General features: G+C 63.5%; 9 protein-coding genes. 7 read left to right on the forward strand and 2 right to left on the reverse strand.

The features are described 5' to 3' along the window. The first annotated feature begins 63 nt into the window (after positions 1 to 63). From L9B60_RS22520 to L9B60_RS22545, 6 genes are all read left to right on the forward strand, one after another. Positions 64 to 1,380, forward strand: coding sequence for an MdtA/MuxA family multidrug efflux RND transporter periplasmic adaptor subunit (locus L9B60_RS22520; protein WP_249673187.1), 1,317 nt, complete (start codon positions 64 to 66; stop codon positions 1,378 to 1,380). After that, positions 1,377 to 4,532 (forward strand): MdtB/MuxB family multidrug efflux RND transporter permease subunit, encoded by a 3,156-nt coding sequence (locus tag L9B60_RS22525; RefSeq protein ID WP_249673188.1) that lies wholly within the window; start codon positions 1,377 to 1,379, stop codon positions 4,530 to 4,532. Before L9B60_RS22520 ends, L9B60_RS22525 begins: the two co-directional genes overlap by 4 nt. Further along, complete coding sequence (locus L9B60_RS22530) at positions 4,529 to 7,636, forward strand: efflux RND transporter permease subunit (protein WP_249673189.1); 3,108 nt, start codon at positions 4,529 to 4,531, stop codon at positions 7,634 to 7,636. The genes L9B60_RS22525 and L9B60_RS22530 overlap by 4 nt, the downstream gene beginning before the upstream one ends. Next, on the forward strand, positions 7,633 to 9,153 hold the full coding sequence (locus L9B60_RS22535; protein ID WP_283780525.1) for an efflux transporter outer membrane subunit: 1,521 nt from the start codon (positions 7,633 to 7,635) through the stop codon (positions 9,151 to 9,153). The genes L9B60_RS22530 and L9B60_RS22535 overlap by 4 nt, the downstream gene beginning before the upstream one ends. Positions 9,154 to 9,382: 229 nt before the next feature. Beyond that, positions 9,383 to 11,461: a putative bifunctional diguanylate cyclase/phosphodiesterase gene (locus L9B60_RS22540; protein WP_249673190.1), complete on the forward strand. Its 2,079-nt coding sequence runs from the start codon at positions 9,383 to 9,385 to the stop codon at positions 11,459 to 11,461. 31 nt (positions 11,462 to 11,492) lie between these two features. Next, positions 11,493 to 12,239, forward strand: a complete 747-nt coding sequence (locus tag L9B60_RS22545; protein ID WP_249673191.1) for an SDR family oxidoreductase — start codon at positions 11,493 to 11,495, stop codon at positions 12,237 to 12,239. Between the two features lie 244 nt (positions 12,240 to 12,483). Here the strand turns inward: L9B60_RS22545 and L9B60_RS22550 are convergent, their stop codons facing one another. Then, positions 12,484 to 13,869 carry an MFS transporter gene (locus L9B60_RS22550; protein WP_249673192.1) on the reverse strand — a complete coding sequence of 462 codons (1,386 nt, stop codon included), beginning with the start codon at positions 13,867 to 13,869 and terminating at the stop codon, positions 12,484 to 12,486. 341 nt (positions 13,870 to 14,210) lie between these two features. Here L9B60_RS22550 and L9B60_RS22555 point away from each other — a divergent pair, with 341 nt between their 5' ends. Next, positions 14,211 to 16,742 carry a sensor domain-containing phosphodiesterase gene (locus L9B60_RS22555; protein WP_249679919.1) on the forward strand — a complete coding sequence of 844 codons (2,532 nt, stop codon included), beginning with the start codon at positions 14,211 to 14,213 and terminating at the stop codon, positions 16,740 to 16,742. A gap of 1 nt (position 16,743) precedes the next feature. On the opposite strand, the gene L9B60_RS22560 is transcribed toward L9B60_RS22555, so the two are convergent. Then, the gene (locus tag L9B60_RS22560) at positions 16,744 to 16,983 is read right to left on the reverse strand and encodes a DUF3203 family protein (RefSeq protein ID WP_249673193.1); all 240 of its coding nucleotides are present in this window, start codon (positions 16,981 to 16,983) and stop codon (positions 16,744 to 16,746) included. Positions 16,984 to 17,163 lie beyond the last annotated feature (180 nt).

The raw sequence follows: 17,163 nt of genomic DNA on the forward strand, positions 1-17,163 counted from the left end.
CGCTTTGCTAAAGATGAGTCAGTGCTTATCGTTCAGCCTCCTGAATAAAACTTAATCTGCATAATGGTCGACCACTCCATGCAACCGTCCGGTTCCCGCAAATCCCGTCGCTGGCTGTCTGGCCTGCTTGTCCTGTTGCTGATTGCCGCCGCCGCAGGCGCCTGGCACTGGCATTCGACCCGCAATGCAAGCCCTGCCGCCGCAGGCGGCGAGCCGGCAAAGGGCAGGCCCCACGGCGGCCGCCCCGGTGGCAACCCGATGCGTCCGGGCTTCGGCCCCTCAAGCGGGCCGACGCCGGTGCGTGTGGCACCGGCGACCGTGGGCGACTTCCCGGTCTATTACAAGGCGTTGGGCACCGTGACGGCGACCAACACCGTGAGCGTGCGCAGCCGCGTGGCCGGTGAACTGGTCAAGGTGGCCTTCCAGGAGGGGCAGATGGTCAAGGCCGGCGACCTGCTCGCGGTGATCGACCCGCGCCCCTACGAAATCGCCTTGCAACAGGCCATGGGCACCCAGGCCCAGGACCAGGCGCAATTGAAGAACGCCCAACTCGACCTGCAGCGCTACAAGGGCCTGTTCGCCGAGGACAGCATTGCCAAGCAAACCCTGGACACCCAGCAGGCGCTGGTCAACCAGTACCAGGGCACGCTCAAGACCGACGAGGCCAACGTCAACAACGCCAAGCTGAACCTTGAGTTCACCCAGATTCGCGCACCGATCACCGGCCGCGTGGGCTTGCGCCAGTTAGACATTGGCAACCTGGTAGCGGCCAATGACACCACCGCCTTGCTGGTGATTACCCAGGTGCAGCCGATCACGGTGATCTTCACCCTTCCGGAAACCACCCTGGACCCGGTGCTGGCCCGGGTGCACAGTGGCGCCACCTTGCCGGTCGAAGCCTGGGACCGCGGCGACAACAAGCAACAGGCGAGCGGCGTGCTGGCCAGCCTGGACAACCAGATCGACACCACCACCGGTACCCTGAAGTTCAAGGCCAAGTTCGATAACAAGGACCAGGCCCTGTTCCCCAATCAATTCGTTAACGTGCACCTGCTGGCCGACACCCTCAAGGGCGTCGTCCTGGCACCGACGGCGGCGGTGCAGTTTGGTACCAACGGCACATTCGTCTATGCATTGGACGGTGACCACAAGGTGAAGATTCGCCAACTGGAAATCGGCGCCTCCGATGGCAACGTCACGGTCATCAAGAGCGGCCTGGCCGCCGGTGATCGCGTGGTACTGGAGGGTACCGACCGCCTGCGCGATGGTGGCGCGGTGGAAGTGGTCAATGGCGCTGACGACGTGCCCACGACGCCCGGTGAACACCTGCAAGGCAAAGACGCGGCCCCGGCCGACAAAGAGGCCAAGAGCGGCGTATGAATCTCTCGCGGTTGTTCATCCTGCGTCCGGTAGCGACGACCCTGAGCATGCTGGCCATCGTTTTGGCCGGCTTGATCGCCTATCGCCTGTTGCCGGTGTCGGCGTTGCCCCAGGTTGATTACCCGACCATCCGGGTGATGACCCTGTACCCCGGCGCCAGCCCGCAAGTGATGACCAGCGCGGTGACGGCGCCCCTGGAACGCCAGTTCGGGCAGATGCCAGGCCTTACGCAGATGGCGTCCACCAGTTCCGGTGGTGCCTCGGTGCTGACCTTGCGCTTTAGCCTGGACATCAACATGGACGTGGCCGAGCAAGAAGTGCAGGCCGCGATCAACGGCGCCACCAACCTGCTGCCCAGCGATCTGCCTGCGCCGCCGGTGTACAACAAGGTCAACCCGGCCGACACGCCGGTGCTGACCCTGGCCGTCAGCTCCAAGACCATGCTGCTGCCCAAGCTCAATGACTTGGTCGACACGCGCATGGCGCAAAAGATCGCCCAGATCAGTGGCGTGGGCATGGTTTCCATCGCCGGTGGGCAGCGCCAGGCCGTGCGCATCAAGGTCAACCCCGAGGCCCTGGCGGCCAACGGCCTGAACCTGGCCGACGTACGCACCCTGATCGGCGCCTCCAACGTCAACCAGCCCAAGGGCAACTTCGATGGCCCCACGCGGGTGTCGATGCTCGACGCCAACGACCAGATGGCCAGCCCCGAGGAGTACGCCAACCTGGTGTTGGCCTACAAGAACGGCGCGCCGCTGCGCCTCAAGGACGTCGCCCAGGTGGTGGACGGCGCCGAGAACGAACGCCTGGCGGCATGGGCCAATCAGAACCAGGCGGTGCTGTTGAACATCCAGCGCCAGCCTGGTGCCAACGTGATCGAAGTGGTGGATCGGATCAAGGCGCTGTTGCCCTCGATCACCGACAACCTGCCGGCCGGCCTTGACGTCACCGTGCTCACCGACCGCACGCAAACCATCCGTGCCTCGGTCAGCGACGTGCAGCATGAGCTGTTCATCTCCATCGCCCTGGTGGTGCTGGTGACGTTCCTGTTCCTGCGCCGCTTCAGTGCCACCATCATTCCCTCGATCGCCGTGCCGCTGTCCCTGGTCGGCACCTTTGGCGTGATGTACCTGGCCGGTTTTTCGGTCAACAACCTCACGTTGATGGCCATGACCATCGCCACCGGGTTCGTGGTGGACGACGCCATCGTGATGCTGGAGAACATTTCCCGGCACATCGAGGAGGGCGAGACGCCCCTGCAGGCGGCGCTCAAGGGCGCCAAGCAGATTGGTTTTACCCTGCTGTCGCTGACCTTCTCGCTGATCGCCGTGCTGATCCCGTTGCTGTTCATGGCCGACGTGGTGGGGCGCCTGTTCCGCGAGTTCGCCATCACCCTGGCAGTGGCGATCCTGATTTCCCTGGTGGTGTCCCTCACCCTGACGCCAATGATGTGCGCGCGCCTGCTCAAGCGCGAGCCCAAGCCCGAAGAACAAGGGCGCTTCTATAAGGCCAGCGGCGCCTGGATTGACTGGCTGATCGAAGCCTACGGGCGCAAGTTGCAGTGGGTGCTGCGCCATCAGTTCATCACCCTACTGGTGGCTATCGGCACCCTGGCGCTCACCGTGGTGCTGTACCTGATGGTGCCCAAGGGCTTCTTCCCGGTGCAGGACACGGGGGTGATCCAGGGCATCACCGAGGCGCCGCAGTCGATCTCGTTCCAGGCCATGAGCCTGCGCCAGCAAGAACTGGCCAAGGTGGTGTTGCAGGACCCGGCCGTGGAGAGCTTGTCGTCCTACATCGGGGTGGACGGCGACAACGCCACGCTCAACAGTGGCCGTTTGCTGATCAACCTCAAGCCCCACGGCCAGCGTGACCTCACCGCCACGCAGGTGATCGCGCGCATCCAGCCCGAAGTCGACAAGCTGGTGGGCATGCGCCTGTTCATGCAGCCGGTGCAAGACCTCACCATCGAGGACCGCGTCAGCCGCACCCAGTACCAGTTCAGCATGTCCTCGCCCGACGCCGACCTGCTGGCACAGTGGAGCGGCAAGCTGGTGGACGCCCTGCGCCAACGCCCGGAACTCACGGACGTGGCCAGCGACCTGCAGGACAAAGGCTTGCAGGTGTACCTGGTGATCGACCGCGACGCGGCCAAGCGCCTGGGCATCAACGTGTCGGACATCACCAACGCCTTGTATGACGCTTTTGGCCAGCGGCAGATCTCGACCATTTACACCCAGGCCAGCCAGTACCGCGTGGTGCTGCAATCGGCCGACGCCTCGATTCTGGGGCCCAAGGCGCTGGACCAGATCCACGTCAAGACCTTGCAAAACGACCCGACCTCCACCGGCAGTACTGCCATCACCACCACCGCCGGGGTCTCGGCGCCGCAGGTCAAGCTGTCCAGCCTGGCCCATATCGAGCAGCGCCAGGCACAATTGGCGATCACCCACATCGGCCAGTTCCCGGCAGTGATGATGTCGTTCAACCTGGCGCCAGGCGTGGCCCTGGGCCAGGCGGTGCAACTGATCGAGCAAACCCAGAAGGACATCGGCATGCCGATTGGCGTGCAGACCGAGTTCCAGGGCGCCGCGCAGGCCTTCCAGGCCTCGCTGTCGAGCACGCTGCTGCTGATCCTGGCGGCGGTGGTCACCATGTACATCGTGCTGGGCGTGCTCTACGAGAGCTACATCCACCCGATCACCATCCTCTCGACCCTGCCGTCGGCAGCCGTCGGTGCCTTGCTGGCGCTGATGGTGACCGGCAACGACCTGGGCATGATCGCGATCATCGGCATCATCCTGTTGATCGGCATCGTGAAAAAGAACGCGATCATGATGATCGACTTTGCCCTGGACGCCGAGCGCAACCAGGGCATGGCCCCGGAGGCGGCGATCTACCAGGCGGCGCTGCTGCGGTTCCGGCCGATCCTGATGACCACCATGGCCGCGCTGTTCGGCGCCATCCCGTTGATGCTGGCCTCAGGCTCCGGCGCCGAACTGCGCCAGCCCCTGGGCCTGGTGATGGTTGGTGGGCTGCTGGTGAGCCAGGTGCTGACGCTGTTCACCACACCGGTGATCTACCTGTACTTCGACCGCCTGGCCCGGCGCATGCGCCGCCAGCCCAAGCCTGCGGAGCCGGTTGAAGCATGAACCTGTCAGGGCCATTTATCCGTCGCCCGGTGGCGACCCTGTTGCTGAGCCTGGCCATCGTGCTGCTGGGCGGCCTGAGCTTTGGCTTGCTGCCGGTGTCGCCGCTGCCCAACATGGACTTCCCGGTGATCGTGGTGTCGGCCAACCTGGCCGGCGCCAGCCCCGAAGTCATGGCCTCTACCGTGGCCACGCCGCTGGAGCGCTCGTTCGGCGCTATCTCGGGCGTCACCACCATGAGCAGCCGTTCAAGCCAGGGCTCCACCCGGGTGATCTTGCAGTTCGACATGGACCGCGACATCAACGGCGCTGCCCGCGAGGTGCAGGCGGCCATCAACGCCTCGCGCAGTTTGCTGCCCAGCGGCATGCGCAGCATGCCCACCTACAAGAAGGTCAACCCCTCGCAAGCGCCGATCATGGTGCTGTCGCTGACCAGCGATGTGTTGCAGAAGGGCCAGTTGTATGACCTGGCCTCCACCATCCTCTCGCAAAGCCTGTCCCAGGTCAGTGGCGTGGGCGAGGTGCAGATCGGAGGCAGTTCGCTGCCGGCGGTGCGGGTCGAGCTTGAGCCGCAGTTGCTCAACCAGTACGGCGTGTCGCTTGAGGATGTGCGCAGCACCATCGCCAATGCCAACTCGCGCCGGCCCAAGGGCTTTGTCGAAGACGCCGGCAGCAATTGGCAGGTGCAAGCCAACGACCAGTTGGAAAAGGCCAAGGATTACCGCCCGCTGATCATCCGCTACCAGGACGGCTCGGTGCTGCGCCTGACCGACGTGGCCAAGGTCACCGACGCCGTGGAGGACCGCTACAACGCCGGCTTCTTCAACGATGACTCGGCGGTGCTGCTGGTGATCAACCGCCAGGCCGGGGCCAACATCATCCAGACCGTGGCGCAGATCAAGGCGCAACTGCCGGCGCTGGAAGCGGTGCTGCCGGCCAGCGTCAAGCTGAACCTGGCCATGGACCGTTCGCCGGTGATCAAGGCCACCTTGCACGAGGCCGAGAGCACGCTGCTGATCGCCGTGGCGCTGGTAGTGCTGGTGGTGTACCTGTTCCTGGGCAATTTCCGCGCCTCGTTGATCCCCACCCTGGCGGTGCCGGTGTCGCTGGTGGGCACCTTCGCGATCATGTACCTGTGGGGCTTCTCGCTGAACAACCTGTCGCTGATGGCCCTGATCCTGGCCACGGGGCTGGTGGTGGATGACGCCATCGTGGTGCTGGAGAACATCTCGCGGCACATCGACGAGGGTGTGCCACCGATCCAGGCGGCCTATCGCGGCGCCGAGGAAGTGGGCTTCACCCTGTTGTCGATGAACGTCTCGCTGGTGGCCGTGTTCCTCTCCATCCTGTTCATGGGCGGGATCATCGAGAGCCTGTTCCGCGAGTTCTCCATCACCCTGGCGGCCTCCATCGTGGTCTCGCTGGTGGTCTCGCTCACCCTCACGCCGATGCTCTGCGCGCGCTGGCTCAAGCCCCACGTGCCGGGGCAGGAGAACCGCCTGCAACGCTTGAGCCAGAAGGTCAACGATCGCCTGGTGGCCGGTTACGACACAAGCCTTGGCTGGGTGCTCAAGCATCGCCGGCTGACGCTGCTCAGCCTGTTCGTGACCATCGGGGTGAACATCGCCCTGTACGTGGTGGTGCCCAAGACCTTCATGCCGCAGCAGGACACCGGGCAATTGATGGGCTTCGTGCGCGGTGACGACGGGCTGTCGTTCAGCGTGATGCAGCCGAAAATGGAAGCCTACCGCCGGGCGATCCTTGCCGACCCCGCGGTGCAAAGCGTGGCCGGGTTCATCGGTGGCAACAACGGAACCAACAACGCGACCATCCTGGTGCGGCTCAAGCCGATCAAGGAGCGTAACGTCTCCGCCCAGGCGGTCATCGAGCGCCTGCGCAAGGACCTGCCGAAAACCCCGGGCGCGCGGCTGATGCTGATGGCCGACCAGGACCTGCAATTTGGCGGCGCCCGCGACCAGACCACCTCGCAGTACCAGTACATCGTGCAAAGTGGCGACCTGGCGGCCTTGCGCCTGTGGTACCCGAAGATCGTCGCGGCGTTCAAGGGCATCCCGCAGATTACCTCCATCGATGCCCGCGAGGGCAGGGGGGCGGCGCAAGTCACCCTGGTGGTCGATCGCGACCAGGCCAAGCGCCTGGGCGTGGACATGAGCATGGTCACCGCCGTGCTCAACAACGCCTACAGCCAGCGGCAGATCTCTACCATCTACGACAGCCTGAACCAGTACATGGTGGTGATGGAGATCAACCCCAAATACGCCCAGGACCCGGTCACCCTGGAGCAGGTGCAAATCATCAACGCCTCGGGCGCGCGGGTACCGCTGTCGAGCATTGCCCATTACGAGAACAGCCTGGCCGATGACAGCGTCAGCCACGAGGGCCAGTTCGCCTCCGAAAGTATTTCCTTCGACCTGGCCGAGGGCGTGCCCCTGGACAAGGCCACGGCGGCGCTGGAACACGCGATCGCCAAGGTCGGCCTGCCCGAGTCGATCATCGTCAAGGTGGCCGGCACCGGCGATGCCTTTGCCGCCGCACAAAAGAGCCAGCCGTGGATGATCCTCGGCGCCCTGGTGGCGGTGTACCTGGTGCTGGGCATCCTGTACGAAAGCTACGTGCACCCGCTGACGATTCTCTCGACCCTGCCGTCGGCGGGTGTCGGCGCCTTGCTCAGCATCTACCTGACCGGTGGCGAGTTCAGCCTGATCTCGCTGCTGGGCCTGTTCCTGTTGATCGGGGTGGTGAAGAAAAACGCCATCCTGATGATCGACCTGGCGCTGCAGCTGGAGCGTGAGGCGGGCATGGGCCCATTGGAGTCGATCCGCACGGCATGCCTGATGCGTCTGCGGCCGATTTTGATGACCACCCTTGCGGCGATCCTCGGTGCCTTGCCGCTGATGCTGGCCACCGCCGAAGGCGCCGAGATGCGCCAGCCACTGGGCCTGACCATCATCGGCGGGCTGATCTTCAGCCAGATCCTCACGCTTTACACCACGCCTGTGGTCTACCTCTACCTGGACCGCCTGCGCCACCGCGTCAATCGCTGGCGCGGCGTGCGGACCGATGCTGCCTTGGAAACCCCGCTATGACCGACCGCCTGCCTTCCCTCGTCTGTGCCGCACCGTTGCGCCCGCTTGCCCGGCAACTGGCCGTGGCCCGTGGCTCGCGGGTGCTCAACCTGGGCCTGTGCGCGCTGATGCTCAGCGGCCTGCTGCTGGGTGGCTGCGCCATCGGCCCGGATTACCACCGCCCGGCCGTCGACACCCCGGCGCAGTTCAAGGAAGCCGAAGGCTGGCGCCAGGCGCAGCCGGCCGATGCCCTGGCCCGCGGTGCCTGGTGGGAGCTGTACGGTGACGCCCAGCTTAACGGTCTGGTCGAACAGCTCAACCGCTCCAACCAGACCGTGGCCCAGTACGAGGCGCAATACCGCCAGGCGCAGGCCTTGGTCAAAAGCAGCCGCGCAGCGTTCTTCCCCACCCTGGACCTGAGTGCCGGCAAGACCCGCGCCAGCCAAGGGACGGGCAGCAGCAACGCTGGCCTGGCCAGTCAAGGCAGTGGCATCCGCAACACCTACACCACGCAATTGGGGGTGAGCTGGGAGGCGGACATCTGGGGCAAGTTGCGCCGGGGGCTGGAGGCCGACAAGGCCAACGCCCAGGCCAGCCTCGCGGATTTGGCCTCGATGCGCCTGAGCCTGCAGTCGCAATTGGTGCAGAACTACCTGCAACTGCGGGTGATCGATGAGCAGAAACGCCTGCTGCAAGCCACGGTCCAGGCGTACCAGCGCTCGCTGACCATGACCCAGAACCAGTACAAGGCCGGGGTTTCGGGCAAAGACGCCGTGGCCCAGGCCCAGACCCAATTGCGCAGCACCCAGGCTGATTTAGTCGACCTGGCCTGGCAGCGCGCCCAATTCGAGAACGCCATCGCCGTGCTGATGGGCCAGCCACCGGCCGACTTCACGCTGGCCGAAACCCAGGTCATCCCGACCTTGCCGGCCATTCCCGTGCAGATGCCCGGCCAGTTGCTGGAGCGGCGGCCCGACATCGCCGCCGCCGAGCGCTCGGTGATGGCCGCCAACGCCAACATCGGCGTGGCCAAGACCGCCTATTTTCCGGACCTGACCCTGAGCATGAGCGGTGGCTACAGCAGCAGCACCTTCAGCAACCTGATCAGCCTGCCCAACCGATTCTGGTCGGTGGGCCCGCAACTGGCCATGACCCTGTTCGACGGCGGCCAGCGCTCGGCCGAAGTCGACCGCACCGAAGCGGTGTACGACCAGACCGTGGCCCAGTACCGCCAGGCCGTGCTCACCGGTTTCCAGGAAGTGGAAAACTACATGGTCCAGCTCAAGGTGTACGAAGACGAGGCGCAAGTGCGTAACCAGGCACTGGAGTCGGCGCGCGAATCCCTGCGCCTGACCACCAACCAGTACAAGGCCGGGTTGATCGCCTACCTGGACGTGGTCACCGTGCAGGCCACGGCCCTGAGCAACGAGCGCAGCGTGTTGAACCTGGAGCAAAGCCGGCTGGTGGCCAGCGTGCAATTGATCACCGCGCTGGGCGGTGGGTGGGAGGCGCAGACAGGGTTGGCAGTAAAGGATTGACCTGACCGTTCGTCTGATAGAGGATATTCGCTGGCTGCCGGCTAGGTAGCCACCTAGGCACAAAACCTGAGCCTTGAGCCTGCGCACGCAGGCTTAAGGTGGCAAAACGATATCTCGGCTAACCCGCGTAACAGGGCGCTTACATCAAGCAAACAAGCGTTTAATTCAGTACACTGCGCCGCTATTCACAGGGCATGGACGCCGTTATGGCCTGTTCGCGAGCACCTCGATGCTGATTGGTACCTACTCCCCCTTTTTAGTTGTGATCTCCCTGTGCGTGGCGATTCTGGCCTCTTACACGGCCTTGGATCTGGTTGGGCGCATCGCCACGGCGCGCGGCCGCGCGGTCACCTTGTGGATGATCGGCGGCGCGTTGTCGATGGGTGTCGGCGTCTGGTCGATGCATTTTATCGGCATGCTGGCCTTCAGCCTGCCAATCGATCTGGGTTATGACCTGACGATCACGCTGTTGTCGCTGCTGATCGCGATCCTGTCTTCAGGCTTTGCCCTGTGGCTGGTCAGCCAGCCCAGCCTGCCGCTGCTGCAGCTATGCCTGGGGTCGCTGATCATGGGCGCCGGGATCGCCGGCATGCACTACACCGGCATGGCCGCGATGCGCATGGAGCCAGGCATCGACTACCACCCGGTGCTGTTCCTGGATTCGCTGATCATTGCCGTGGGGGCTTCGGCGGCGGCACTGTATATTGCCTTCCGCCTGCGCCATGCCCAACCCAACGTGCGCCTGGCCCGGGCCGGCGCGGCGGTGATCATGGGCATCGCGATCACCGGCATGCACTACACCGGCATGGCCGCCGCCAGCTTTCCCGAGGGCAGCTTCTGCGGCGCGGCCGGTAATGGCCTGACCGGCAAGGGCCTGGACTACCTGGTGTTGATCACAAGCCTGGCGGTGCTCGGCATCACCTTGCTGACGTCGATCCTGGACGCCCGCCTGGAGGCGCGCACCGCAGAGCTGGCCAACTCCTTGACCCTGGCCAACCGCGAGCTGACCCAGTTGGCGTTGCACGACAACCTGACCGGCTTGCCCAACCGCGTGCTGCTGGCCGACCGGATTGGCCAGGCGATCCAGAAAGTCGAACAGAAGGGCGGCTGTTTTGCATTGATGTTCATCGACCTGGACGGCTTCAAGCCGGTCAACGATGCCTTCGGGCACCATATGGGCGACCAGTTGCTGCGCGCCGTGGCCGAGCGCCTGCGCAAAAGCCTGCCCGGCCAGGACACTCTGGCGCGCATTGGCGGTGACGAGTTCGTGTTGCTGGTGCGCCTGGAGGAGCCCAATGACGCGCCGAGCGTGGCGGCCAACCAGGTCAATCTGATCTCCCAGCCGTTCAGCGTGGCCGAGCAAAGCCTGCAGATTTCCGCGAGCATCGGTATCGTGTTGTACCCCGGCAATGGCGAAGACGCGGCCGAGCTGTTGATGAATGCCGACGCCGCGATGTACCACGCCAAGAGCGCGGGCAAAAACGGCTACAGCTTTTTCGACGGCTCCATGAACACCAACGCGCGCAAGCAATTGCAGTTGTTGCAGGACTTGCGCGTGGCCCGCCAACGTGGCGAGCTGCGCCTGCATTACCAGCCCAAGTTCGATGCCAGCAGCGGGCAACCGGTCGGGGCCGAGGCGCTGCTGCGCTGGCAACACCCGGAGATGGGCCTGCTGGCGCCGGACAAGTTCATAGACCTTGCAGAGAAGACCGGGCTGATCATCAGCATCGGCGACTGGGTGCTCGACGAAGCCTGCCGGCAGATGCGCCTGTGGTCGTTGCAGGGCTACGGGCACTGGCGTATCGCGGTCAACCTGTCGGCGCTGCAGTTCTGCCATGCGGGCCTGGTGGACAGCGTCTCCAGTGCCCTGGCCGCGCATCATTTGTCGGCCAACAACCTGACCCTGGAAATCACCGAAACCACCGCCATGAATGACGCCGATGCGAGCATGACGGTGTTGCAGAAGCTCTCGGACATGGGCGTGGACCTGTCCATCGATGACTTTGGCACCGGTTACTCAAGCTTGATGTACCTCAAGCGCTTGCCGGCCAATGAGCTCAAGATCGACCGCGGTTTCGTCCGCGACCTGGAGCAGGACAGCGACGACGCGGCGATCGTCTCGGCCATCGTCGCCTTGGGCCAAGCCCTGGGGTTGCGCATTGTCGCCGAGGGGGTGGAAACCGATAATCAGCAAAACTTCCTGACCCAGCTGGGCTGCGATTCCTTGCAGGGGTACCTGCTGGGGCATCCGTTGCCGGCCGAACGGTTCATGATCGATATCCAGGCTGCCGAGGCCAAGCGCGCCTGATTCAATCTTCAACGCGAGGGCAATGGTTTACATGAACAAAGTCATCCTCATCACCGGCGGCACCCGCGGTATTGGTGCTGCCACGGCAAAACTTGCGGCCCAGCAGGGTTACCGCATCTGCATCAACTACCAATCCGACGAGGCTGCGGCGCAGCATACCCTTCAAGCGCTGCGTGCGCTGGGCGCCGAGGCGATTGCCGTGCGCGCCGACGTCAGCATCGAGGACGAAGTGGTGCGCCTGTTCCGCCAGGTCGACGAGGAGTTGGGCCCGCTCACCGCGCTGGTCAACAACGCCGGCACCGTGGGGCACAAGTCACGGGTCGACGAGATGTCCGAGTTCCGCCTGCTGAGCATCATGAAGAGCAATGTGGTGGGCCCCATCCTGTGCGCCAAGCACGCCGTGTTGCGCATGTCCACGCGCCATGGCGGGCAGGGCGGCAGCATCGTCAACGTGTCCTCCCGCGCGGCGGTATTGGGCTCGCCCTTCGAATACGTTGACTACGCCGCGTCCAAGGGCGCGATAGACACGTTCACCCAGGGTTTGGCCAAGGAAGTGGCCGGCGAAGGCATCCGCGTCAACGGCGTGCGTCCAGGCCTTATCCACACTGACTTCCACGCCCTGAGCGGTGACCCGCAACGGGTCAGCAAGATGGAGAGCGGCGTGCCGATGGGGCGTGGCGGGCAGGCTGAAGAGGTGGCTGAGGGGATTGTCTGGCTGCTGTCAGATAAGGCGAGCTACGCTACTGGGACGTTTATTGACTTGAGTGGTGGGCGGTAGGGCGTACACCCCTGTCACTCACTCGGCGCGAGAGGGGGCTGTAGGAACAAGCTGTGGGAACAAGCTGTGGGAACAAGCTGTGGGAACAAGCTGTGGGAACAAGCTGTAGGAACAAGCTGTAGAAACAAGCTGTGGGAGCAAGCTTGCTTGCGAAAAGGCCCCCGGTCCAACAGTTCCTGACTCGGCCACCCAAAGCATAAAAAAAGGCGCCCCAAGGCGCCTTTTTCATGTCTACCTGCTGACCCTAGACCTTGGCCGCCTGCGTACGCATCTGGTGGTAATCAGATTCGTTGAGCGGCTTGGCGTCCTTCTTGCCCAGCTCTTCCATCGGGATCCGGTAGGTTTCCTTGGCCGCGTAGGCTGCCAGCGCCGAGATCAGGGTGATGGCGAAGGCAATGGCGCCTACGGTCATCGGGATGTTGGCCGAACCCGGTGGCGCCACGGCGGCGAACAGGGCAGGCAACAGCGCGGTAATCATGGTGCCGACGTTCTGCGCAATGGCCATGGCCGAGACGCGATAGCGAGTTTCGAACAGTTCCGGGTAGAAGCTTGGGAAGATCGCGTTGTAGCCCTGGTAGACCATGCCCCACATCAAGATCGACATGCCAAAGGCCAAGGGCACGTTGGAGATGCTGATCGCATACAGGTAACCAAAGGCCAGCAAGCCGGAACCGATGGCGCCGCCCATGATCATTGGGCGACGGCCGATCTTGTCCGAGAGGTTGCCCACGAACGGAATGATCAACACCGCGACGATGTTGCCCACGACTGGGATCCACAGGTAAACGCTCTTGGAGAAGCCAATGCCGTAGGCCGGCTGCACCGCGTAGGCGGCACCGAAGATGGTGGCCACGACCGGGATCACGTTCATCAGGGCCATGCACATCACCAGGCACATGTTGCGCCAGCTGTTGCTGAACGCTTCGCTGATTGGCGACTTCGGCACTTCACTGGTTTTGCCTTCGGCCACGAACGCCGGGGTTTCCTTGACTTCCTTACGGATGATGTAGCCTGCGATCAGCACGACGGCACTGAGCAGGAACGGGATCCGCCAGCCCCAGGCGTTGAACATCTCGTCAGGCATGAAGTAGGCCAGTGGCAGGAAGATCGCCGCAGCGAAGATCTGGCCAGCCTGTACGCCCTGCAAGGTGAAGCTGGCGTAATAGCCCCTTCGTCCAAAGGGCGCATGCTCCATGATCATGGAACTGGCCCCCGAGATTTCACCGGCTACCGCAAAGCCCTGGATCAGGCGCAGCACTACCAGCATGGCAGGTGCCCACAGGCCGACCTGGTGGTAGGTAGGCAACAGGCCGACGGCCATGGTGGCAAAGCCCATCATGAACATGCACAGCAGCAACACGTTTTTACGACCGCGGGTGTCACCCCAGTGGCCAAGGACGAACGCACCGATAGGCCGCGCGATGTAGCCCACGCCATAGGTGGCGAGCGAGGCGACGATGGCGATCTTGGGGTCGGTGGACGGGAAGAAGATTTGTGGGAAAATCAGTGCTGCGGCTTGGGCGTAGATGAAAAAGTCATAGTACTCCAGCGCCGAGCCTATCCAGCCACTGGCGGTTGCTTTTTTCGTCTGGTTCGAATCTTGGGGCCCGGCGGATGCGTGGCTATCCATTGGTGTCTCCGTTGTTTTTATTATTAAGCAAGTGCGTTATGTCAATCTGCCAGTGAGTCGAGCAAAACTAACCGGATAGTCCATATTTATCAGCAGTTTTCGACCCGTGTCAACGGGGGTTTCAAGGCTGGCGTCCGATAACCGCACGCTTCCCAAACTCAGACCGTTGGTCGGTCTTGATCGAGCTGATATTGCGGCGCAGTGCCAGACCTCGTATCAACCCTATTGCCAGCGGCGTGGGCGCCGATATATACGTGGCATATTGCCAGATCGTGGCAGTGCGGCAACGGTTTTTGACTATGGAGCGTCAGTTGAATTTTCCACATCAGCCTGATCAAGCGGTGTCACTCAAGGATAGCCGCAAGGCGGACGGCGAGCCATCACTCGAAGGTCTTCTGGCCCGTGCGCAACTGATTCAGCGCGTGCTGTATGAAATCACCTACCTGGCAAGCTCCACCAACGATCGCGCCACCTTCCTGGAAGGCGTGCATCACCTGCTGGCCACCTTGATCGATGCCGAAAACTTTTACCTGGCGTTGTACGACGCCAGCACCGGCAAGATCCATTACCCCTATTACGTCGACATCATCGACGTCGACGCCATGGAGGCCGAGACCTATGAGTTTCTCGACTCCGAGCACCTGTCCCTCACCGGTTGGGTATTGACCACCGCCCAGCCGTTGCTGGTGGACGCGGCGGGCATTCGGCGGGCTCACGAGCAGGGTCGTTTTCATTGCGTGGGGCACCAGCCGGAGTTCTGGATGGGCGCGCCGCTCAAGAATGCCTCCGATGAAGTCTTCGGCATGCTGGCGATGCAGGTGTACGAAGAGTCGCGCATCTACAGCGGCGAAGACCGTGAACTGTTCCTGGTGGTGGCGCGCCATGTCGCCATGGCCTTGGATCGCCTGCTGCATCGGGCGGACTTGGAGGCCACCGTAGCTCGTCGCACCCAGGAGCTGTCGCGGCTCAACGCGGCATTGCGCCAGGAGGTGCTGGACCGCGAGCGGGCCGAGCACCTGCACAGCGCGCTGTTCCAGATCGCCGAACTGTCCAGCCAACCCGGGGACATGGCCGAACTGTTCCATAGCTTGCACGGCATTGTCGGCGAGTTGCTGTTTGCGCGTAACTTCTACATCGCCTTGTTCGACCTGGCTACCGACGAGGTGACTTTCCCGTACTACGTCGATGAGCAGCGTACCGCGTGCCCGCCGCCGCGACGGGGCCAGCGCGGCCTCACCGAATATATCATTCGCCAACGCCGCGCCTGCCTGATCGATTACGACGACGCCACGCGCCTGATGCAAAGTGGCGAAATCGCCGACAGCCGCGAACCCATCCGCTCGCAGTCCTGGCTGGGCATCCCGCTGTTTGACGAGGGCCAAGTGCGTGGCGTGCTGGTGGTGCAAAGCTATTCGCCGATGGTCCGTTATTCGCGCCGCGATCAGGAGCTGCTGACCTTCGTGTCCCGCCACATCGACACTGCGCTGTCGCGGCGCAGCGCGGCGGAGGCGGTGCAAGCGGCCAACCTCAAGCTTGAGGCGCGCGTCCAAAGCCGTACCCGCGAACTGGACTACGCCAACGCCAAGTTGCAGCACGAAAACACCCACGACTCGTTGACCGGCTTGCCCAATCGCAGCCAATTGCAGCGTCGGCTGGCCCAGGCCTGGGCCGACTATTGCGCCGACGGCAGGCCGCTGGTGGTGATGTTCATTGACCTGGATCGTTTCAAGATCGTCAACGACAGCCTGGGCCACCACTTCGGCGACCTGTTGTTGACCCAGGCCGCCAGTCGCCTGGGCGGCTGTTTGCGCGAGGGCGATTTGCTGGCCCGACTGGGCGGCGACGAGTTCGCCATCATGGCACCCCAGGCACCGCTGCAAGCGGCGGTGGACATTGCCCAACGCATCCTCGCCGCCTTCGACCTGCCGTTCCACATCGACGGCCACGCCGTGTTTTCATCCTGCAGCATCGGCATCGTCAGTGCCGACGGCCAATTCCACAACGAGCCTGCCGACCTGCTGCGTGATGCCGACACGGCCATGTATCGCGTCAAGAACGGCGGTCGCGACAGCTACGCGGTGTACAACCAGGCCGTGCGCCGCGAAGTCACCGACCAGATGGAGCGCGAAGGGGCGTTGCGCAATGCGCTGAAACGCGACGACGAGTTGGTGCCGTACTTCCAGCCGATCATCGACGTCGCCAGTGGCCAGGTCACTGCGCTGGAAGCCTTGATCCGCTGGCGTCAGCCCGATGGCCGGGTGATCGCCCCGGGCGCGTTCCTGCCGGCCCTGGAAGGCTTGCGACTGATCGGTCGGTTGGACTTGTACATGCTCAAGCGCATCGCCGAGATACTCGCCCGCCCGGCCTATAGGGGCTGGCCACCGGTGCACGTGAACTGCTCCAGCTACAGTATTACCCGCCCGGAATTCGCCAGCGAGGTGCTGCAATTGCTCCACAAGCATGGCGTGGCGCCGTCGCGGCTGTGCCTGGAACTCACCGAAGGGGGGCTGGTGGCCGATCCCGAACGCGCCCGGCAAACCATGCAGCAATTGGCCGACAGCGGCATGAGCGTGGTACTGGACGACTTTGGCGCAGGCTTCTCGTCGTTGAGCTACGTGCACCAGTACCACTTCAGCGGCCTGAAGATCGACAAATCGTTCATCCTCGAACTCACCGAAAGCAGCCGCAGCCGCGCGATCGTCCGCGCCATCGTGCGCATGGCCGACTCCCTGGGCTTGCCGGTGGTGGCCGAAGGCGTAGAAAACGCCCAAACCCTGGAAGTGCTGCGCGAAATGGGCGCCGGCCAAGCCCAGGGCTACTACTTTGCCAGGCCCATGGCCCTGGAAGACCTGGACCTGTCGAACGCCCTTTAAATCAAATCACCGAGCCGTCCGACGTCTCCTTCAAGTGCTTACGCCCGTCAAACGCCCCGGCCACGGTCAGGGCGTCGGCCTCGTGTTCGGTGATGGGCACGCGATTTTCGTCCAGAATCGCAACGGACATGCGCAAGTTTTCATCGGTAACGATATGCACATCCTTTGCCGAGCCGCTGAAGCGGCGTCGATCGGCGATCAGCGTGCAGTGCTGGGTGGCGGTGTCGATTTCCACAGGCATGGCGTGTACTCCTTTTTGTGGGACCTATGGGTTCGAGGCGCTGGCGCGGGGATCGTTCGGGGGAGGGGATCAGTGGTCCGTAAGGTCCGTTCAGGAGCAGATTGATCCGCGAAAAGCACGCCGCGATAAACCCGGCACACCGCGTCGCGTTTTTCGCGGATCAATCCGCTCCTACACGGA

This window comes from Pseudomonas abieticivorans (assembly GCF_023509015.1).
Classification (GTDB): domain Bacteria; phylum Pseudomonadota; class Gammaproteobacteria; order Pseudomonadales; family Pseudomonadaceae; genus Aquipseudomonas; species Aquipseudomonas abieticivorans.